Source organism: Arthrobacter sp. TmtSoilC77 (assembly GCF_059739415.1).
Window position 1 is genome coordinate 4130578 of the sequence record NZ_AP046050.1, and the last position, 18082, is coordinate 4148659.

The following is an 18082-nucleotide window of genomic DNA, read 5'->3' on the forward strand; positions in this document are numbered from 1 at the left end:
TGAAGCCGGGCGCTCAAAGTGAGTTTCGACGTCGGGCCTTACCTGGGCACACAGCCGACGCCGTCCGGGGCTTCTCTTCAATCATGTGAGAGAGCATCCCGGATTCTGGGCGGTGATGTGAGAGAAGATCCAGGATTAAGGGCGGTGATGTGAGAGAGCATCCAGGGTTGCCTGACCCGAATCGGTTTCTGTCGCACATCCCAACGTCTTTTCCGGTTCCAGACGCAAGAAGGGGACCAGCTCAGCTGGTCCCCTCCTTCGCGTTCATTCGCCGTTAGGCAGCGGACATCATTAGCCGCGGCAGAGTTCGCCGTACTTGGTGCCGGCTTCCTGGTAGGCGGCGGAGAGCTCGCCCATCTTCTTCTCGTCCGGGGATTCCTTCACGAGCTCATCCGAGTATTCAAGGATGGCCGTGACCACGGGCTTCATTTCGTTGGAGGCAACGGGTTCAATGGGGCGGATGGCGTTTGCGACTCGAATGGTCGCGGTCTTGCTGGCGTTGCTCGGGAGGCTGGCAACGGCGACACCCACCCGGTCACACGTTTCTGCGGTGGTCAGCTGCGGCGAGGAGCAGGCTGATGCCGTGGCAAGCAGCCCGGCAGCGATCAGGACAGTGGTGAGTTTCTTCATGATTCCCTCAATAGACGGCGCGTCCCTTCGATTGTAAACAGTGGAGGGGCGAGGCCGCGCATTGGGACCCGTACCGAACAGCACGCCTCCCTGGCCTAGGCTGGAGAACATGGCGATCATTCACAAGGCAACCCTGTCCCCGTCCAAGCTCGAACTCATCGCTGGATACCTGCCGACGCAGCCCTGGTTCATCCAGGAAGGGGCCCCGGAGCTCATTGGGGCCTACCGTTTTGACGACCCCGCCGGCGAGGTAGGGCTCGAGACGCATGTGGTCGCCGCCGGCGAGCGCATCTACCAGGTACCCCTGAGCTACAGGGGCTACGAACTGGCCGGCGCCCAGGAATGGCTCATCGGCACCATGGACCACTCCGTCCTCGGCAAGCGGTGGGTCTATGACGCCTGCGCAGATCCCGTTTACGTCAAAGCCCTGGCCACGGCTATCCTCACGGGCCAGGAAGAGGCCGCGCTGATCGTCGACGGCGAGCCTGAGCCCCGGCCCAGCTCCGTCAACGTGAAGGGAAGCGGAACGCTCGACGCCGGTGTCCCCGCCTTGAGTGCCTCGGCCCCCGTGTCGGGCAGTGGCGTGACCATCATTGACGCAGGTGAGCTTCGCTTGAAGGTTGCCAGGGTGGTGGATGTCGCGGCTGAGCTCCACAACGAGTTGACCCTCAGCGGCAAGTGGGCCGGACTGGAGAACCCCGTGGAGCTGGCAGCCATAATCCCGGCCTGAAAAGAGCGCTGCGTTCAGGCACCTTTTGGTCCTGCAGCCCGCGGCGTAGTCTGGCAACGGGGCCATCTACTCCGTGAGGGGTTCATATGTACAAAGCACAAAACATCATTCCGGCAGTGCAGGACCTCGCAGCCGAGTGGGTGAAGCACGCAGCGGAGGGCACGTCGTCGCAAGCCGACGCAGTAGTGGGGTGGGCGTTATCCCGAATCAATCACGCCGATGTCCCGTCGGTGGTGCACGGCGTAATGCTCACGCTGACCGGGAACCGTAAAGCCGCGAAGAGGGCTCGGCGCACCGCAGCCAGAGCGGTAAAAAGGGCGACGCAAACTTTGAGTCGTCGAACCAGTCAGCGGAGTTCCCCTCGTGCCGGGTGGTTGGTTGCTTTGGCAGTTGGTGGCGTCGGCGCGGGCCTGGTGCTGGCGTGGCGAATGATGGTGCCTCCCGGCGAGCCGGTCCCTGCCAAGCCGGCCACGCAAACGGCGAACCCGTCCACGTCCAATGACCCCGCTGGTACGTCTGCGGACGTGCCGCCGGAGACGTACTGAAATCAGCCGGATTTCTACGGGCTGGCCCGCGCCGGGCTGACCCGGTGCCGGGTTGAAGCGGTGCTGGGCTAGCCTGGCTTGCCCTCATCGTGTCGCCGAGTCCTTCTCCTAAGGACCATCCTGCTGAACAGTAAGTAGGCGCCTGTTCCAGCGAGCAGGAACCCGACCACACCCACAAGGACGAGTTGTGTGATGATCCCGGCAATGACCATTGCAAAACCGGCCAAAACTGCCAGGACACCAAAAACTGAGCGCGCCACCGCACCGCGCGGCCGCCCCGACTTCAGCTGAAGGTCCAGGTCAGGATCCGATGAAGCGAGATCCCGCTCAAGCTCTTCCAAACTCCTGCGCTCTTCATCCGACAACGACATCGGAATCTTCCCTCACTACACGAGCATGGGACGCTTTCCAGCGCCTACACGCCAACCACCAGCACGTGCACTTCTTGCCGTGCCATGACATTATTATCGTCCTTTTCCGGCCACTATCCACAGCATAAGGAAGCCCTACCTGGCGTTGGGTGCCGGCACGGTCTCGTTGAGTACGCGCAGGGCGTTGAGCGTACGTGGATACCCGATGTACGGCAGCAACTGCGTGATGACGTCAAGCATCAACCCGCGGCTGTTACCCACGTTCAGATTGGCCAGAATGTGCCCCTTGACCTGTGGCTCGCAGCCGCCAAGGGAAACGAGCATGGACAAGGTGAGGAGTTCACGCCTTGGAACATCAATGCCGGTGCGCGTCAGAAAATCGCCGAAGCAGTTCGCGGCGAGGTACTCCTGAAAGTGCATTTCATCAGCTGAGGCAGCTGCGCGCATGTCGTCGATGCGTTCTGCCCCTATGATCTCCTTCTGGATAGCCAGCCCTTTTTCCGCCCGGTCCTTGGGCGTCGTGGTGGACTGGCCCGGAACAGGAAGCTCCACGCCGAATTCTTTGAGGATTTCATTGGTGGCGTGCAGGAAATCGGAAACTTTGCCCATGCCGACATACGGGACGGCTTGGTAGACAAGTTCCTTCACCTCCACCGGAGTTACCCCAACGGTAAGGGCCGCGCCGAGCAACGTCCGGTATTCCCGCATTCCTTGTGACGCGATAAGGGAGGCGAGCTGAACCATGAGCCGCGTCCTGGTATCCAGTGTTCCGTAGCTTAAAACCTCGTCGAATGCGAAGTTGTTGAAAATCTCCACGAGCTCGGGGTCTGTAACCGCCAGGGCCGGAAGCTGACCTGGGAACAGTTCGTCGTGATTTCGTCGTGCCGTTTCGCTGGGTGCCATCGTAGGCCTCTCTTTCGTGGGAGCTCTCCCATCAATGCGTGGCTCCTGTGGATGCCCCACCGCGGGGTCCAGCCACGAACCGCGGCGTTGCTACTCAGGCCGCGGCCTCCACACCACGACGGCTTGCGACCGTGCACGGGGACGTTGACCGCGGGCCAGACTGACGACGTCGCCGGCTGCTCCCGCTGCGAAAATACGGGTGTCCAAGGGGCTGCGGCGTCGGGTCAGTTCCTCCGTCAGCTCGGCCACGCGGTACTGCAGTGCAGCGACTTGGTTTTCCAGGTCCAGAATGCGCTTGATGCCTTCGAGCGAGACGCCGGACTGCGAGAGGCGCTGGACCTCCCGCAGCTTTTCGACGTCGTTCTGGGAGTACCTGCGCGACTTCCCGGGGGCGCGGCTGGGCGAGACGATGCCCAGGCGGTCGTATTGGCGCAACGTCTGCGGATGCATGTCGGCAAGCTCCGCGGCGACGGAGATGACAAAGATCGGCTGGTTGACGTCGATTGCCATGACCGTCTCCTTACAACCGGGCCTTCGCGGCCAGGTCGTGACGCGGGTTGGCGTCGGTGGTCGCGGCAGCAAATGCCTTCACCGCCTCCTCCGCTTCCTTGTTCAGGTTCTTGGGGACGGCGACGTCGATAGTCACCAGGAGGTCTCCGGTCGCCTTGGACGTTTTCACGCCCCGGCCCTTGACCCGGAGGGTACGACCCGACGGTGTTCCGGCCGGGACACGCACCTTGACGGTGTCGCCGTCGAGCGTTGGAACCTCAATGGTCGCGCCAAGCGCAGCTTCCGCGAACGTGACAGGCACGTGGATGCGGATGTTGTCGCCGTCGCGCTGGAAAAACTCGTGTGGCTTCACGTTGACCGTGATGATGAGATCGCCGTTGCCGGCGGGACCAACGTTGCCCTTGCCGCGCTGGCGGACTTTCTGCCCGTCCTTGATGCCGGCGGGGATTTTGACGTCGATCACGTGGCCGTTGCTTTCGCGCAGGCTTACCGTAGTGCCCTTGATGGATCCAGCAAAGGAGATGGACGTCGTCGCAGTGCGGTCCGAGCCCTTCTGCGGTGCCCGCTGGAATCCGGTCTGGCCACCACCAAAGCCGCCACCAAACAGGTCAGCAAACTCCGGAGGAATGCCACCGGCACCCGAGGGCTGACGCGCGCCGCCACCGAACAAGCCACCGAACAGGTCCTCGAACCCACCATTGGCACCAGCACCACCACGCCCGGCCCCCGCACCGGGAGCGAACCGGGCACCACCCATGGCACGGATCGCGTCATACTGCTGCCTGTCCTCAGGACTCGACAAGACAGAATAAGCCTCGGAAATGTCCTTAAACTTCTTCTCCGCAGCAGCATTCCCGGAATTGGTATCCGGGTGATACTGCCGCGCAAGCTTGCGGTAAGCCTTCTTAATATCCGCGTCGGACGCGTCCTTGGCGATACCAAGGATCGCGTAAAAATCCTTTTCAACCCAGTCCTGGCTGGCCAAGAGCGTTTCCTTTCAAATCAATAAACAAGCACCTGCGTCCACCCACCTTAGGTGACCCGACAGCGGGAGCGGAGCGAGACAAGGGGCCCGGGAGTGGCTTCGGGCCTACCGGAGCCGGGTGGCTTTGGATCGAAGATCCCAAGTCACCCGGCGTAGGGGCGGGGCCCCTTGTCTCGCTTCGCGGTGGAACTTACGCCGGTACAGCCACGATCACCTGGGCTGCACGCAGGACCCGCTCACCTGAGCGGTATCCGGAGCGCAGCACCTGGCTGACCGTGTCCACGTCGATGTCCTCGCCGGGCTGCTGGATGAGTGCCTCGTGGATGGTGGGATCGAATTCGACACCCGTTTCCGCGATGCGTTCCAGTCCGTACGTCTTCAGCGCGTTTTCCAGTTTGGTAGCGATGGCGGCGAAGGGGCCGTCCTCGAGGTCACCGTGCTGGCGTGCGGCGTCGACGTCGTCCAGCACCGGGAGCAGGGAGTTCAGGACGCCAATGACGGCCATTTCTCCTGCTACGGCGCGGTCGCGTTCGACGCGCTTGCGGTAGTTGACGTATTCAGCCTGAAGGCGAAGGAGGTCGTTGCGGAGCTCCGCTGCCTGGGCTTCAGCCGCGGCGCCGGAGGCTACCGACTCCTCGGCAGGGACCTCTACCCCGTTGAGGATTTCCTCAGCCTGGGACAGAGCGTCACCTTCCGTGGGGGCAGCGTTGCCTTCGGTGGGAGCAGCAGCTTCGCCTTCGGGGTGGCGGGCAGCCCCGGTCTCCGGGTCAACCTTGCGGTTGTCCCGAATCACCGGTTTCTGCTGACGGGCGCCTTCGCGCTCGTCGCCGTTTCCTTCAGAGTGCTCTGCTTCGTTGCCGTGGTGGGGCATGGCTACTTCTTCGCTTCGTCTTCGTCGATGATTTCAGCGTCGACGATGTCTTCGTCGGCTGCAGTCTTCTCGCCGGCCGGAGCGCCTTCAGCGCCGGCGCCCGGAGCGTCAGATGAGGCTGCCTGCGAGTAGATGGCTTCGCCGAGCTTGGTCTGGGAAGCCTGCAGCTTCTCGAACGCAGTCTTGACGGCGGCGTCGTCGGTGCCTTCCAGCGCGGACTTGAGGGCGTCGACGTCGGCCTTGACCTCGGTCTTGACCTCTTCGGGCAGCTTGTCGTCGTTGTCGGCGATCAGCTTGTCCACGGAGTAGGCGAGCTGCTCGGCGGAGTTACGGGTGTCCGTAGCTTCGCGGCGGGCCTTGTCCTCTGCGGCGTGTTCCTCGGCTTCACGGACCATGCGGTCGATGTCTTCCTTGGACAGTGCCGTGCCACCGGTGATGGTCATGGACTGTTCCTTGCCGGTGCCCTTGTCCTTGGCGGACACGTGGACGATGCCGTTGGCGTCGATGTCGAAGGTGACCTCGACCTGCGGGACGCCACGCGGTGCCGGAGCGATGCCGGTCAGTTCGAACGTGCCCAGCGGCTTGTTGTCGCGGGTGAATTCACGCTCGCCCTGGAAGACCTGGATGGCCACGGACGGCTGGTTGTCGTCTGCGGTGGTGAAGGTCTCGGAACGCTTGGTGGGGATAGCCGTGTTGCGCTCGATGAGGTGCGTCATGACGCCACCCTTGGTTTCGATGCCGAGGGACAGCGGCGTGACGTCGATGAGGAGGACGTCCTTGCGCTCACCCTTCAGGACACCGGCCTGCAGTGCCGCACCGACGGCCACAACTTCGTCCGGGTTGACGCCCTTGTTGGGCTCCTTGCCGCCAGCAAGTTCCTTGACGAGCTCGGAAACAGCGGGCATACGGGTGGAACCACCCACGAGGACGATGTGGTCGATGTCCGAGACCTTGATGCCGGCTTCGGCGATGACGTCGTGGAACGGCTTCTTGGTGCGGTCCAGCAGGTCCTTGGTGAGGTCCTGGAACTTGGCACGGGTCAGCTGCTCGTCCAGGTGGACCGGGCCGTCGGGGGTGACGGACAGGTACTGGAGGGAGATGTTGGTGCTGGTGGAGGAGGACAGTTCCTTCTTGGCCTGCTCTGCAGCTTCGCGGAGACGCTGGAGGGCGATCTTGTCCTTGGAGAGATCGATGCCCTTGATCTTGAGCTGGTTCAGCAGCCACTCGACGACGCGGTTGTCCCAGTCGTCGCCACCGAGGCGGTTGTCGCCAGCGGTTGCGCGGACCTGGATGGTGGAGAAGTTGTCTTCGTCCTTGCCAACCTCGAGGAGGGAGACGTCGAAGGTACCGCCACCGAGGTCGAAGACCAGGATGAGTTCGTCTTCCTTGCCCTTGTCCAGACCGTAGGCCAGTGCAGCCGCGGTGGGCTCGTTGACGATGCGGAGGACGTTGAGGCCTGCGATTTCGCCGGCTTCCTTGGTGGACTGGCGCTCGGCGTCGTTGAAGTATGCCGGAACGGTGATCACGGCGTCGGTGACCTTTTCGCCCAGGTAGCTCTCGGCGTCGTTCTTGAGCTTCATGAGGATACGCGCGGAGATTTCCTGCGGCGTGTACTTCTTGTCATCGATGGCGACGGACCAGTCGGTGCCCATGTGGCGCTTGACGGAAGCGATGGTGCGGTCGATGTTGTTGACGGCCTGGCGCTTTGCGATTTCGCCAACCAGGACCTCGCCGGACTTCGAGAACGCAACGACCGACGGCGTGGTGCGGCCGCCTTCTGCGTTGGCGATGACGGTGGGCTCGCCACCTTCAAGGACAGAGACCACGGAGTTAGTGGTTCCGAGGTCGATACCTACTGCACGTGACATATCTTGTTTCCTTTCAATGGCCGATGTTGGAGATTGCCCCCGGCACCGGTCCGTTGGGCGGTTGGGTTATCGGGAGCCCACTCAACAATCGGCTAGTTGAGCGTTCTGCACTCAACTGTACTCAGCCTCGTTTCAATGTCAATCCAAAGTTGAGTGAGGTGCGCTCAAGTTTGTCTTTCGGGCCAAAATTTGTCCCGGAATCACGCGGTTCTGAGGGGTGGTTTCGCCCAGCGTGAACTGGCAGACTTACGCGATGGACTTCGCTGGATTCATGCCGCCGGATGCGTTCTGGGCTATGAACGACGAGCTGGAGGAGAGGGTCCGGCATGCTGCCGAGCGCCTCCCCCTGTTCCGGCTTGAGGATTGGGGCGGACCCTTGATGCTGGGTTCATGGCAGATGGACGCTAGTGAGGGTGGCGTAGTGCACGGGAACGCGTTTCCTGCGAATCCAGCCACTGGCCCGCTGGAACGGAACCGACTACTGGTTCGCGGCGGGAGCTGCAGGCAGCTATGGAATCGTCATCCATGCGCGGGGCAACCGTAGCGATACGCAAGCCATGGACCTCAGGCGGATTCCCGACGTCGAGCCTTTACTCCAAGCCAGGCGCGCGGCGCTCAAGGCCGCCCGCGGCGAAGCGTGATGCCACGCAAACGGCCCGACGTCACTCCGGCGGGCGGGCGACACGGATATCCGGGCGTCCCCCGCGAATTTGGGTGTCGTCAGGGATTCGGGTGTCGGCAGGGCCCAAGGGTGGCGGCTCAGGTTTGTACACCCACGCCACGAGCACCACGGAAATGATCATCAGCAGGAACCAGGCGAGGAGCTTATCGATCGAGACCGCCTGCCAGCCATTCACCTGGTTGGGGTAGAGCCACGCGTGGGACCACGTGCCGATGTTCTCGGCGAACCAAATGAACAGCGCCACCAAAAGGAAGGACACCAGGATCGGCATCCGGAAGCGCTTACGGAACACGCGGAAGTGCATCACACACCGCCCGTAGACAAGCACGACGGCGGCAAGCAGCACCCAGCGTGCGTCAAAGATGTAGTGGTGCGAGAAGAAATTCACGTAGATCCCGGCAGCCACAAGAGCCGTGATCCACCGCCATGGGTAGTGGTCGAAGTGGAGGTCAAAGAGCCGGAACACACGAACCATATACGAGCCCACAGCCGCATACATGAAGCCGCTGAACAATGGAACAGCACCGATCCGGAGGAAGCCCTCGGCCTCGTAAGACCACGAGCCCACGTCTGTCTTGAACAGCTCCATGACTGTTCCCACCGCATGGAACAGCAGGATCACCCGCAACTCGCGAAACGTTTCAAGCTTGAAACTGATCATCAGGATCTGAATGACGACGGCAGCGATGGTCAGGAAGTCATTCCGCGCCAGGCCGGCGTCGTCCGGGTACCAGAGACGCGCCGCGATGATCACCGCGAGCAGGGCCGCACCGAAGACGCAGGCCCATGCCTGCTTCAGTCCGAACACCACGAACTCGGTAAGGCGCATGCGGAGTCGGCCACCGTGGGCGTGCTGCATGTCTGCATGCGTACGCTGCAGATAGCGGTGCGCGAGGTCGTCGATGGCTTGCTCCACCGAGGTCGAATTACGCATTCCCTGCCCTGCCCCTCGACTTGGACGGGGTGGTTTCCAGGTGGCTGAGGTAGTAGTCCTTGGGCCAGTGCCGTATCCGCCGCGGGATCCGGGGATAGACGCGTCCGAGCCACCGCATGGTCCGCTCGAAGCGGCGGTCATCGCGGGGAGTCCACTCCAAGCCGAAGCCCTCGCGCAGGTGGTCCGGAAGCAGGCCGGCGGTCAGGAAGCGGGCAAGCGGCATAGCCAGGCGCATGAGTGCCGGCCCACCTGCCGGATACAGCAAATCCCTGGCTATCTTGCGGGCTTTTTCATCAGGCCTGAGCATCTCCACGTGCGACGACCAATACCCTGCGAAGGCTGCACGGTCCGGCGGCCACATGTTAGCGGGAAGCTGCAATGCCGTCCCAATGCGTGCATAGTCGCGGTACATGCGCTCGGCGGTATCGTCGTCGAGCGGTCCATGCACTTGCTCGTAAACGGTGACGGCGGTGTCGTACAGGGTGGCGACAACCCAAAGCTGCGAACCGGGGTCGAAAGCGTTGTAGCCCTTTGTCGCATCGTCAGGGTTCCGGCGCACCGGAGCGTGGGCGCGGTTGACGGCGCGGCGAACCGCAGCAACTTGCTCGTCTGAACCGTAAACGATCGCATAAACGTATGTCAGGGTGGCCCGCAAACGATCCTGTGGCCGCTGGGCAAAGTCGCTATGGTCCGCGACGCCGTGCCCCACCCTCGGGTCAGCGATCTGAAGGAGGATGGCACGCCCGGCGCCGGCGAGCAATATGCCCTCCGCGCCGATGTCAGCAAGCCCTCGAACCATCTTGATACTTTACCGTCTGCTGCTGGTCGCTGGTCCGATGGTCACAGGCCCGCCATGCCCTGGAGGACCAGCAGTTGGTGCTCGAAAAGTTCGTCGCGCGCGGCGAACGTATCCGGCCCATACTGGCCGAACACTTCAAAGCTCACAGCCCCGAAGACGGACGTCCACGCCAGCACGCCCCGAGCCAGCGCAGACTCGGGCACCGTGACCCCAAGTTCAGTCCGGATGTTCCGCATGTCTTCTGCCAAGCCTGGTGGGATGACGACGGCGGGATTCACTTCCGCCTCCAGGGCGCCTGCGCGATGAGCTGCCTCAAAGATGCCCACGAGGCGATAGATGACACGTGTTCCGGGAACCGTGGTTCGCTCACCTGGTGCCTGATAGCCGGGAACCGGGCTGCCGAAAAGCAGGGCATAGCTGGCTGGTTCCTTGAGCGCCCACGCACGAACAGCCTTGCCCAGGGCGCGGAACCGGCCTGCGAAATCATCCTCGGGAACAGCCGCTACGGCTGCATCCACTTCGTCGCCGAGCTCGTTGTAGCCGTCGATGAGCAAGAGCGTGAGGAGTTCGTCCCGGCTTTCCACGTAGCGATAAACGGCCGAAGAAACGACGCCAAGGTCCCGGGCAACAGCCCGCAGCGACAGCCCCGCCGCACCGTGGACGGCGAGGTGCTCCCGGCCGAGGCGGACAATATCGGCGATGGTTTGAGCACGTGCACGCTCGCGGGGAGTCAGGGGCTTGGCTTTCGGCTGGGCTTTAGGGGCAGCTTCGGCGCCGGGCGCTGAGGAGGACATGGAACCAGCTTGCCACAAGGGAGAGCACCATCAACAAATGAGAGCACTGCTCTTGACTTTGACAGCGCTGAGGTTCATTCTGAATTCAGAGAGCAGTGCTCTCTCATTAGATTGAACTTCGAGGAAAGAGATCAGCATGTACGTCGTCACCGGAGCAGGACCCGTTGGTTGGACCGTCGCCGAACAGCTCGCTGAGCAGGGGGAAGACGTTCGCACTCTGACCCGCTCCGGCAGCGGCCCGGACCATCCCCTCATTGAACGGATGCGCGTCGACGCCTCCGATCCCAAGCAAATAGGCCAGGCACTCAACGGTGCGGCCGCGGTCTTCCATTGCATCCACGGATCGGCATACCGCGCCGCAGCGTGGGCGGCCGAGCTACCGCAAGCCGAACAAGTGGTGATGGATGCAGCGGCAGACGCGGGCGCCGTCGTCGTATTTCCAGAGAGCCTCTATTCCTATAGCGAGCCGGACAGCGTGATGACTGAAGCGGGTCCTCGGGAAGCCTCAGGCGGCAAGCGCGGGGTCCGTACGCAACTGCTTAGGGCCCGCACTGCGCACAAAGCCAACACAGTCAGCGTCGTGGCCGGTGACTTCTTCGGCCCACGGGTGAGGATGGCCCACGCCGGCGAGCGGATGGTTCCGCTGGTCACGGAGGGAAAATCCGTCCAGGTGATTGGCAGCGCTCAGCAACCGCACTCGTTCACGTATGTCCCGGACCTCGCGGCGTCCATGATCGCGGCGGCCCGGAATCCAAGGCTTTGGAACACCGTGCTCCATGCTCCGACCGGCCCAGCCCTGACCCAAGGCGAACTTGCTGCGGCGTTCGCTGATGCTGCCGGCGTTTCTGTTCCGAAGGTGAGTGCCATTCCCGGGTGGGTGTTGAGGACGGCGGGTCTCTTTTCGACCGATATGCGGGAGCTTGCCGAGATGCTGTACCAATTCGAGCGGCCGTTCGTGATGGATTCCTCCCAAAGCCAGCGTCTCCTGGGCCTCGAACCGACGCCCCTCCCGGAAGCTGCCGCAGCAACAGTGGCGTGGTGGCGGGACGCTGTCCGGGAATTGAAGTAGGCAGCAGGTGACACAATGGTTTGAGACATCATCCGCAAGGAGTCACTTATGAAAAAGGTCAGCTACTCACCCGCGATTACCGCCGCCATGACGAAGAAGCGAGCAGCCATCCGTGTTCCTGCCGACGTTCTCGTCGAACAGGTGAGTGCCTCCATGGCCATTGAGGGACGGACGATTACCGCAAGACCTACCCTTAAGCACACGCGGGCATCCGCCGAAGCGGTTGCAAACATAGCCGCCAGATCCTTCGAGCGTAGAGAATCGCGCGGCGGCTCGAAGGAATGACCCCGAACTACGATCAAACACCGGTAGATCCCGAGGACGCCGTTGCATTCGTTGATGGCGTTTCATTTGCGACAAAACAAGAGGTCTACCAGGCCGAAGCCGAGGGAATTCTTGCCATCGAATCCGAGATGATGGAAGCCATCGCGGATGGCCGGATCACAGCGCTCGATCTCTGTGACTATCAGACTCTGTTCGACCTGCATCGTGCTTGTTATTCAGATGTTTGGGCGTGGGCAGGAAAGATCCGCGACAAGGAAGTATCCATAGGTGTGCCCCCGGAGATGATCCGGCAGAGACTTCCTGAAGAATTGGGTACGATCGCCTATTGGGTCGAGAATGATATTGACCCGTTCTGGGCGGCAATGGCCGCTCATCATCGTTTGGTCATGATCCACCCTTTTGTGGACGGCAACGGTCGGGTCACGCGACTCTTCGCTGATCTCCTCTTATATAGCCTGACGTCGCAGTACACCTTTGACTGGGGACCAGCCATCGGCTTGCCGGACTATTTCAGCGCTTTGAGGGAGGCCGACCAAACGATGAATCCTGCGGGTCTCCTCAAAGTTGTCGGACTGGTCGATTTGGGAAACTAAAGCCGATCCAACACGCACGAGCGTTCTGTTCGGAGCGGGCAACAAGGAACGGCCCGTAAATAACTCCGGCCAATCACCGGTCCTTCCATGCCGAAAGACGGCGGAGCATCCAGGAAGGTTATAACGACGTCCTGCAGCAGCGCGGTCCTCGCCAACCCAAAGAGATGCGCGATGCCGGGAGACGCTGCCAGCTGCGATGCGGGCACACCATAGAAGTCGCCGTTCACGTCTCCTCCCAGCAGCTGGAGGAACCGCACCGCATGCTCGAGCTTGACCATGTCGCAGTCACGCCCGCCGTGATCAACCTTGGGGCAGAGATTCCGCGGATTTCGTCCTCACTCCATCCGCTGGAGCCGCCGACTTTGTCCAACAGAACCTGCGGGTGCTCGAGGTCCGGATGCGGCGAAACAGCCAGATAGCGCTGCTCCATCGGGGTGCCGGCGATATGTCCACGGTCATTGAGGCCATAGCTTCGGCGTTTCCGCCGCGATCGCCGTCGGGCCGGAACGACACCGAGGAGACGACGAGTTTGCGGACAAGGTCCGGGGGCTGCAGCGATGTTGCTCCTAGAGCCGTGAATCAGGTAACCCCTCGGGCTGCCTGACGTCCGGGGTAGACCAGGAAGCCCTTGCGTGGAACGGGCGCAATGGCCACGCTCTTGGCGGCGTGTCCTATTTATTGATCCTGTTACTTACCGGTAGCGTTCGAGCAACTGCTGTGGAGGGGAAAAGTGGATATTACCGAACAAATTGCTGCTGCTTGGGACGCCGTGGAAAAATCAGGAGTCCCAGAGCATCTTCATGAAATAGCCTTCAAGGCCGCATTGAGCCTGCAAGGGGTTGCCCTGTCTTCCACCACGACAGCGCTACCTGCAGCCCCACCCCAAACCAACACTGCCCGCGGCCCTGAACCGGAAACCTCCGGCCGCCTGCCTGTCGTTCAAGAATCCAGCGATGACTTTTTCGGTAGATTTTCTCGGGAAACAGGCATTGATCGAGACTCACTTGAAGAGGTGTTCTATCTGCACGAGGGTCTGCCCGGACTGAACGTTCCAGCTAGGAAGCTTGGTCCCTCACGGTCAGTCCAGACAAGAGCTGTGACACTTGCTTTGACTGCGGCCTATCACTTTGGCCTAGATGAATCAGGCGACAGAGTAGCGGCGGTCCGAAAGGAGTGTGAGCGATTGAAGTGCTACGACCTTGCCAACTTTACACGCCATTTGGCATCGGCTAAAGGAGTGAACTTTGCCGGCCCGCCTAAGGCGAAGGTGCTCAAAACAAAACCAGACGCGATTAGCGAGTTGAAGGAATTGGTCGCGTCGATCCGCGGCACCCACGACTAGCGGGGGTCTACTTGAGGCTTGATTACGCCAAGGTAGAGAGCGGCTTTTCTGCATCGGGGATGCCCGAAGAGCTTGTGCGGGAGCTTTTGGACGCTTTCGTAGAGGCTAAACGACGCTTTCACCTCGGAGATTACATGCCGAACGCCGTGGCGGGTGGCCGCTTCTCAGAAGCTGTACTTCGGATTTTGGAATGGGAAACGACGAAAGGGTACATTGCACTTTCAGATCCAAAGTTCAAAGCTGAAACCATAATCAACAGACTGGCGGTCCTGCCGTCGGGTTCCGTTGCTGAGAGCGTCCGACTGCATATTCCTCGCGCCCTTCGAGTTATCTACGACATTCGAAACAAGCGCAACACGGCGCATCTATCGGACGGTATCGATCCGAATACACAAGATGCCTCGTTGGTCGTTTCAACAATGGGATGGGTACTTGCGGAACTAGTACGTCTCTATCATGCGATGAGCGCCGAGGAGGCTCAGGAAACGATTGAGGCGCTTGTTACACGTGAAGTTCCCATGATTCAGATTTTTGATGGTAAGCCACGCTTACTTAAGACGATCGGAACGAGCGATCACGTTCTCGTTCTGCTTTATTGGGCGGCTCCTGACACTGTCGCAAAGACAACCCTAGCCGACTGGCTCCCGCATTCTATGAGGGCAAATCTTGGCCGTACGTTGGCCGGCCTGCACCGCAAACATTTGGTCCATTACACTCCTTCCGGATCGCAGATAACGATGCTCGGGCAGCGGGAAGTGGAACTCAGGAACCTGATCGCGCCACTTTAGCCACCTTGCCCTGCAGTCGTCGTGTGGTTCCCGGGTAGAGCGAAACGACTCACCGTTGGAGCTACTTTCAGACACTGTCTGCTCCAGCGGCATTTGCTGGCCACGTGGCGCTCGAAGGGGCGGGGAAGCACTGTTAAACTCATAACCGGGCAGAAACACCGCATCCTGCGAGAAAATGACTGATGGCGGGGGCAAACTGCAGAGCTGCATCGTCGAGTGTCCTGTCGATTATCCATCGCCAAACATGCCGAACTGGCGTTTAACTCCTTCCATACAATAGGTCCGGCGTCTATGCCTAGGCCCATCCCGGCGAGAACTCATTTGGCATTTCGTCCACGACAGGCACATCGGGACCAACCAGGGCAATTGAAGCTCGCTTTCGGTCACCACGCCGCGGCACGACTCGTCCCGCTCAAAGCCCGACTGGCCCACTCCTGCACAGATTGCAATCAAGGATCTCGCCTTCACAACGTGACTCGCATCCACGCGCCCACTTGCAGATTCAATCGAATGGAGTTACTCCTGTTTCCCCAGTGACTACACGCAACAGCGGGAGTAACCTAGTCCCAGTTGCAATTCTGGTCACCTTTCGAGTTCTGGGTTCTGCCGTGGGCTATGTGCGTTCGTCGTTGACCGACCTTCTGGGGGTACTTTCCGACGCCGTCACTCCGCAGCGCGTAAGGTTCGACGACGGTTCCCCCGACGCCGTCGTTTCCACCCCTGACGCTCCCGTCACCGTCCATGCAGTCACGCTCAACCGCGTGGGAAGGTCACGTCGCGATGGCCCGGTCCTGGATCTCGAACTCCGGGTGGCAGTGGAATGCCACGGCCCCGAACAACTGGACAATATGGAGCAACTGCTCCTGGCCGTGGAACGCCACAGCCAATACTCGGTAGTTTCCACCGGCGAATTCCGTCCCGAGGAGTACTCAGGCGCCATCCGGCAAGGGCTCGGGTTCCTTGTCCGGATCCCCGTGGCGCTGCGCTTCGAAGAGCCTTCCGGACCGCCTGTCCTTGAACCGCTCATTGCCAAGACTGGCGTTGCCCGCCGAATCCACGGACGGCTCGTTGACGTCCACAACAAAGGCATCCCCGATGCCTACATCCATGCCCATTCTTCCGCCACGGCAGTCGTCAGCGATGCGACCGGCCACTTCGAGGTCCTGGCCTCGGCGGATGAACTCCAGCACTTTGCCGTGGCAGTAAGCGGCACCGAAAAGGAAGTCTCGGCCAGCACCAGCAGCCTGCCGGTCATCATCCGGTGGGAGTAAATCCGCGGACACCGCGGGCAGGAAAGGGAGCGCACCATGGCGAACTACCAGGCGCCAGGCGTCTATGTTCAGGAAGTGCCCAGCGGCGCACGCGCAATCGGGCAGGTCAACACCAGCATCGCAGCGTTCGTAGGCGTAGCGCCGGACCAGGACGCCTTGGTGGATGAACTCCGTGTGCTGGACAACTGGACCCAGTTCGTTGACCAATATGTCGGCAACGCGACAGCGGGCACGCCGCTCTCCAACGCTGTTTACGGCTTCTTCTCAAACGGAGGAAGCCGTTGTTATGTGGTGAACATTGGGGCCAACGGCAGCCTCACGGGCACAGCCACCAAGCCCACAGGCCTCACGCTTTTCGAGGCCGTGGACGACATCTCCATGGTGGCTGCGCCGGGCTTCGCGGACGCTGAATCCTATGCGGCACTGGCGGCGCATGTGGAGCACCCGCTCCGCCAGGACCGCATGGCCATCATGGACACAGTGGAAAAAGTTGACGACGTCGGGGCGCTCACCAGGGCATCGACGTCCGGCGTTCCGGTAGGTGCGCGGGATTCGGGCACGGCAGACGAGCGGTCGACGGCGGATGAGGGGCCGGGTGGCGACGCCGGCTCAGGTGGTGGCAGCTCGGGTGGTGGCGGCTCGGGCGACGCCGGCTCGGGCGACGCCGACGAAGCTGAAGCCAGCGAAGCCGAAGACACGTCTGAACAACCTGCAGGCACAAAAGCCAGCGACAGCACGCCGTCGTCTTCCTCCTCGGTTTCCTCAGATTCCCCCGACTGGCCCGACTCACCGCGACCCGCCGCCGCAGGCAGCCGGGAGGGGGCAGCCATCGAAGCCAGCGGGCAGCAGGATCTCGGCGCCCCGCAATCCCCCGGCGGCTATACGGCCCTGTATTTCCCGTGGATCGTGATGATCGATCCCGTGTCCGGGAAAAAGGTGACGCAGCCGCCGTCGGGCCATATTGCAGGCGTTTGGGCGCGCGTTGACGCCACCCGCGGTGTCCACAAGGCGCCAGCCAACGAGCCCATCCAAGGCGCGATCGATCTTGTGCGGCGCGTGAGCCGTGGGGAGCAGGAGGTCCTGAACCCGGCGGGCGTGAACTGTATCCGGTACTTCCCGGGCGAGGGCATCCGGATTTGGGGTGCCAGGACCAAGGCTCCGGAGGCGAGCGAATACCGGTATGTGAATGTGCGTCGCCTGACCAACATGATCAAGGAATCGGTGGCCGACGGGACCCGCTGGGTGGTGTTTGAGCCCAATGATCACACGCTGTGGAAGTCGATCCGGCGCGATATCGGGGCGTTTCTGACCAACGTGTGGCGGGACGGCGCCCTGCTCGGGACTACTCCTCAACAGGCATTTTTCGTGAAGTGCGACGAAGAAACCAACCCTCCAGAGGTCCGCGATGCCGGGCAAGTTGTCACTCTGATTGGGATCGCGCCCGTGAAACCGGCCGAGTTTGTGATCTTCAAGCTCATGCAGTCGGCGGACAACACCAGCGAGACAGAGAGCGCAGGAGCCTGACATGACAACCCCAACACCTGCCGCCCAACCGGGCAACGTGGTGGATCCGTATCGGGCCTACAACTTCAAGCTCGTGATCCAAGGCGTGGTCCAGGGCCACTTCACCAAAGTTGAGGGCCTCGGCCTGAAAATCGACCGGATCCTCTACCGCTCAGGCGGCGAAAACAGCACAGTCCGCGTCATCCCCGGGCAAGTGGAGTACACCCCGGTGACGTTGAAGTACGGGCTCACGGACTCCACCGAGATGCTGCAGTGGCTCTTCAAAGCCGTGGACGGAAAGGTGGAACGCCGGAACGTCTCCATCGCCATGCTCAACGATGCCGGCTCCGTGGAAGTCCGCCGCTGGAACCTCCTGGGGGCCTGGCCATGCGACTGGTTCGGCGCACCCCTTGACGCACTGGGCAAGGACCTCGCCATCGAATCCCTCAGCATCGCATACGACCGCCTGGAGCTCGACGATGCCCGCGCTCCCGTGGCCTGAGCCTGGGTTTTCCTGGCGGCGGGCGGCTGCGCACCGGTTGCGGGCAGTGGCTGCATGGCTGGATCGTGGGTCGGGCCAGGACCCGGGTTCTCCGGGTGTGGGTTCTC

General features: G+C 61.7%; 21 protein-coding genes. 10 read left to right on the forward strand and 11 right to left on the reverse strand.

What is annotated here, in order from left to right:
- Positions 1-291 precede the first annotated feature (291 nt).
- Positions 292-630, reverse strand: a complete 339-nt coding sequence (locus AC6I99_RS19040; RefSeq protein WP_224089164.1) for a hypothetical protein — start codon at positions 628-630, stop codon at positions 292-294.
- 109 nt (positions 631-739) lie between these two features.
- On the opposite strand from AC6I99_RS19040, the gene AC6I99_RS19045 reads away from it, so the two are divergent.
- Both AC6I99_RS19045 and AC6I99_RS19050 read left to right on the forward strand, forming a co-directional pair.
- Positions 740-1360: a CG0192-related protein gene (locus tag AC6I99_RS19045; protein WP_497944311.1), complete on the forward strand. Its 621-nt coding sequence runs from the start codon at positions 740-742 to the stop codon at positions 1358-1360.
- Between the two features lie 86 nt (positions 1361-1446).
- Positions 1447-1905: a hypothetical protein gene (locus tag AC6I99_RS19050; protein WP_497944310.1), complete on the forward strand. Its 459-nt coding sequence runs from the start codon at positions 1447-1449 to the stop codon at positions 1903-1905.
- A gap of 68 nt (positions 1906-1973) precedes the next feature.
- Here the strand turns inward: AC6I99_RS19050 and AC6I99_RS19055 are convergent, their stop codons facing one another.
- The 9 genes from AC6I99_RS19055 to AC6I99_RS19095 all read right to left on the reverse strand — a co-directional run bounded on the left by AC6I99_RS19055 (position 1974) and on the right by AC6I99_RS19095 (position 10622).
- Positions 1974-2276 (reverse strand): DUF3040 domain-containing protein, encoded by a 303-nt coding sequence (locus tag AC6I99_RS19055; protein ID WP_497944309.1) that lies wholly within the window; start codon positions 2274-2276, stop codon positions 1974-1976.
- Positions 2277-2411: 135 nt separating this feature from the next.
- Positions 2412-3179: a carboxymuconolactone decarboxylase family protein gene (locus AC6I99_RS19060; protein ID WP_497961503.1), complete on the reverse strand. Its 768-nt coding sequence runs from the start codon at positions 3177-3179 to the stop codon at positions 2412-2414.
- A 90-nt stretch (positions 3180-3269) separates the two neighbouring features.
- The gene (locus AC6I99_RS19065; RefSeq protein WP_224089172.1) at positions 3270-3689 is read right to left on the reverse strand and encodes a heat shock protein transcriptional repressor HspR; all 420 of its coding nucleotides are present in this window, start codon (positions 3687-3689) and stop codon (positions 3270-3272) included.
- 10 nt (positions 3690-3699) lie between these two features.
- Positions 3700-4674, reverse strand: coding sequence for a DnaJ C-terminal domain-containing protein (locus AC6I99_RS19070; protein ID WP_497944307.1), 975 nt, complete (start codon positions 4672-4674; stop codon positions 3700-3702).
- Between the two features lie 190 nt (positions 4675-4864).
- Entirely contained in the window at positions 4865-5545 is a 681-nt protein-coding gene (locus AC6I99_RS19075) for a nucleotide exchange factor GrpE (protein WP_309928529.1), read from the reverse strand.
- Between the two features lie 2 nt (positions 5546-5547).
- Positions 5548-7413: a molecular chaperone DnaK gene (gene dnaK / locus AC6I99_RS19080; protein ID WP_497944306.1), complete on the reverse strand. Its 1866-nt coding sequence runs from the start codon at positions 7411-7413 to the stop codon at positions 5548-5550.
- 662 nt (positions 7414-8075) lie between these two features.
- Positions 8076-9029, reverse strand: a complete 954-nt coding sequence (locus tag AC6I99_RS19085; RefSeq protein ID WP_497961505.1) for a DUF817 domain-containing protein — start codon at positions 9027-9029, stop codon at positions 8076-8078.
- Positions 9022-9828: an oxygenase MpaB family protein gene (locus AC6I99_RS19090; RefSeq protein WP_497961507.1), complete on the reverse strand. Its 807-nt coding sequence runs from the start codon at positions 9826-9828 to the stop codon at positions 9022-9024. The genes AC6I99_RS19085 and AC6I99_RS19090 overlap by 8 nt, the downstream gene beginning before the upstream one ends.
- 41 nt (positions 9829-9869) lie before the next feature.
- Positions 9870-10622 carry a TetR/AcrR family transcriptional regulator gene (locus AC6I99_RS19095; protein ID WP_497961509.1) on the reverse strand — a complete coding sequence of 251 codons (753 nt, stop codon included), beginning with the start codon at positions 10620-10622 and terminating at the stop codon, positions 9870-9872.
- A 136-nt stretch (positions 10623-10758) separates the two neighbouring features.
- Here AC6I99_RS19095 and AC6I99_RS19100 point away from each other — a divergent pair, with 136 nt between their 5' ends.
- The 3 genes from AC6I99_RS19100 to AC6I99_RS19110 are packed head-to-tail and all read left to right on the forward strand — an operon-like array spanning position 10759 to position 12569.
- Positions 10759-11691 carry an NAD-dependent epimerase/dehydratase family protein gene (locus AC6I99_RS19100; protein ID WP_497961510.1) on the forward strand — a complete coding sequence of 311 codons (933 nt, stop codon included), beginning with the start codon at positions 10759-10761 and terminating at the stop codon, positions 11689-11691.
- 48 nt (positions 11692-11739) lie between these two features.
- The gene (locus tag AC6I99_RS19105; RefSeq protein ID WP_224089186.1) at positions 11740-11976 is read left to right on the forward strand and encodes a hypothetical protein; all 237 of its coding nucleotides are present in this window, start codon (positions 11740-11742) and stop codon (positions 11974-11976) included.
- Positions 11973-12569, forward strand: coding sequence for a Fic family protein (locus tag AC6I99_RS19110; RefSeq protein WP_224089191.1), 597 nt, complete (start codon positions 11973-11975; stop codon positions 12567-12569). The genes AC6I99_RS19105 and AC6I99_RS19110 overlap by 4 nt, the downstream gene beginning before the upstream one ends.
- Here the strand turns inward: AC6I99_RS19110 and AC6I99_RS19115 are convergent.
- A complete protein-coding gene (locus AC6I99_RS19115) occupies positions 12566-12847 on the reverse strand; it encodes a hypothetical protein (RefSeq protein ID WP_497944301.1) in 282 nt (93 codons plus the stop codon). The two genes, AC6I99_RS19110 and AC6I99_RS19115, sit on opposite strands and share 4 nt — an antisense overlap.
- A gap of 452 nt (positions 12848-13299) precedes the next feature.
- Here AC6I99_RS19115 and AC6I99_RS19120 point away from each other — a divergent pair, with 452 nt between their 5' ends.
- From AC6I99_RS19120 to AC6I99_RS19140, 5 genes are all read left to right on the forward strand, one after another.
- Positions 13300-13911 (forward strand): hypothetical protein, encoded by a 612-nt coding sequence (locus tag AC6I99_RS19120; RefSeq protein WP_224089195.1) that lies wholly within the window; start codon positions 13300-13302, stop codon positions 13909-13911.
- Between the two features lie 11 nt (positions 13912-13922).
- Positions 13923-14699 (forward strand): hypothetical protein, encoded by a 777-nt coding sequence (locus AC6I99_RS19125; RefSeq protein ID WP_224089197.1) that lies wholly within the window; start codon positions 13923-13925, stop codon positions 14697-14699.
- A gap of 629 nt (positions 14700-15328) precedes the next feature.
- On the forward strand, positions 15329-15970 hold the full coding sequence (locus AC6I99_RS19130) for a hypothetical protein (RefSeq protein WP_309928535.1): 642 nt from the start codon (positions 15329-15331) through the stop codon (positions 15968-15970).
- A 36-nt stretch (positions 15971-16006) separates the two neighbouring features.
- The gene (locus AC6I99_RS19135; protein WP_497961513.1) at positions 16007-17494 is read left to right on the forward strand and encodes a phage tail sheath family protein; all 1488 of its coding nucleotides are present in this window, start codon (positions 16007-16009) and stop codon (positions 17492-17494) included.
- 1 nt (position 17495) lies between these two features.
- Positions 17496-17975, forward strand: coding sequence for a phage tail protein (locus AC6I99_RS19140; protein WP_159708998.1), 480 nt, complete (start codon positions 17496-17498; stop codon positions 17973-17975).
- The last annotated feature ends 107 nt before the right edge of the window (positions 17976-18082 follow it).

Bases quoted from the DNA above. Each gene is read 5' to 3' on its own strand.
- AC6I99_RS19065 (WP_224089172.1), bottom strand. From the start codon at position 3,689: ATGGCAATCGACGTCAACCAGCCGATCTTTGTCATCTCCGTCGCCGCG.
- AC6I99_RS19135 (WP_497961513.1), top strand. From the start codon at position 16,007: ATGGCGAACTACCAGGCGCCAGGCGTCTATGTTCAGGAAGTGCCCAGC.
- dnaK (WP_497944306.1), bottom strand. From the start codon at position 7,413: ATGTCACGTGCAGTAGGTATCGACCTCGGAACCACTAACTCCGTGGTC.
- AC6I99_RS19075 (WP_309928529.1), bottom strand. From the start codon at position 5,545: ATGCCCCACCACGGCAACGAAGCAGAGCACTCTGAAGGAAACGGCGAC.
- AC6I99_RS19090 (WP_497961507.1), bottom strand. From the start codon at position 9,828: ATGGTTCGAGGGCTTGCTGACATCGGCGCGGAGGGCATATTGCTCGCC.
- AC6I99_RS19100 (WP_497961510.1), top strand. From the start codon at position 10,759: ATGTACGTCGTCACCGGAGCAGGACCCGTTGGTTGGACCGTCGCCGAA.
- AC6I99_RS19055 (WP_497944309.1), bottom strand. From the start codon at position 2,276: ATGTCGTTGTCGGATGAAGAGCGCAGGAGTTTGGAAGAGCTTGAGCGG.
- AC6I99_RS19140 (WP_159708998.1), top strand. From the start codon at position 17,496: ATGACAACCCCAACACCTGCCGCCCAACCGGGCAACGTGGTGGATCCG.
- AC6I99_RS19110 (WP_224089191.1), top strand. From the start codon at position 11,973: ATGACCCCGAACTACGATCAAACACCGGTAGATCCCGAGGACGCCGTT.
- AC6I99_RS19085 (WP_497961505.1), bottom strand. From the start codon at position 9,029: ATGCGTAATTCGACCTCGGTGGAGCAAGCCATCGACGACCTCGCGCAC.
- AC6I99_RS19040 (WP_224089164.1), bottom strand. From the start codon at position 630: ATGAAGAAACTCACCACTGTCCTGATCGCTGCCGGGCTGCTTGCCACG.
- AC6I99_RS19045 (WP_497944311.1), top strand. From the start codon at position 740: ATGGCGATCATTCACAAGGCAACCCTGTCCCCGTCCAAGCTCGAACTC.
- AC6I99_RS19115 (WP_497944301.1), bottom strand. From the start codon at position 12,847: ATGGTCAAGCTCGAGCATGCGGTGCGGTTCCTCCAGCTGCTGGGAGGA.
- AC6I99_RS19095 (WP_497961509.1), bottom strand. From the start codon at position 10,622: ATGTCCTCCTCAGCGCCCGGCGCCGAAGCTGCCCCTAAAGCCCAGCCG.
- AC6I99_RS19050 (WP_497944310.1), top strand. From the start codon at position 1,447: ATGTACAAAGCACAAAACATCATTCCGGCAGTGCAGGACCTCGCAGCC.
- AC6I99_RS19060 (WP_497961503.1), bottom strand. From the start codon at position 3,179: ATGGCACCCAGCGAAACGGCACGACGAAATCACGACGAACTGTTCCCA.
- AC6I99_RS19105 (WP_224089186.1), top strand. From the start codon at position 11,740: ATGAAAAAGGTCAGCTACTCACCCGCGATTACCGCCGCCATGACGAAG.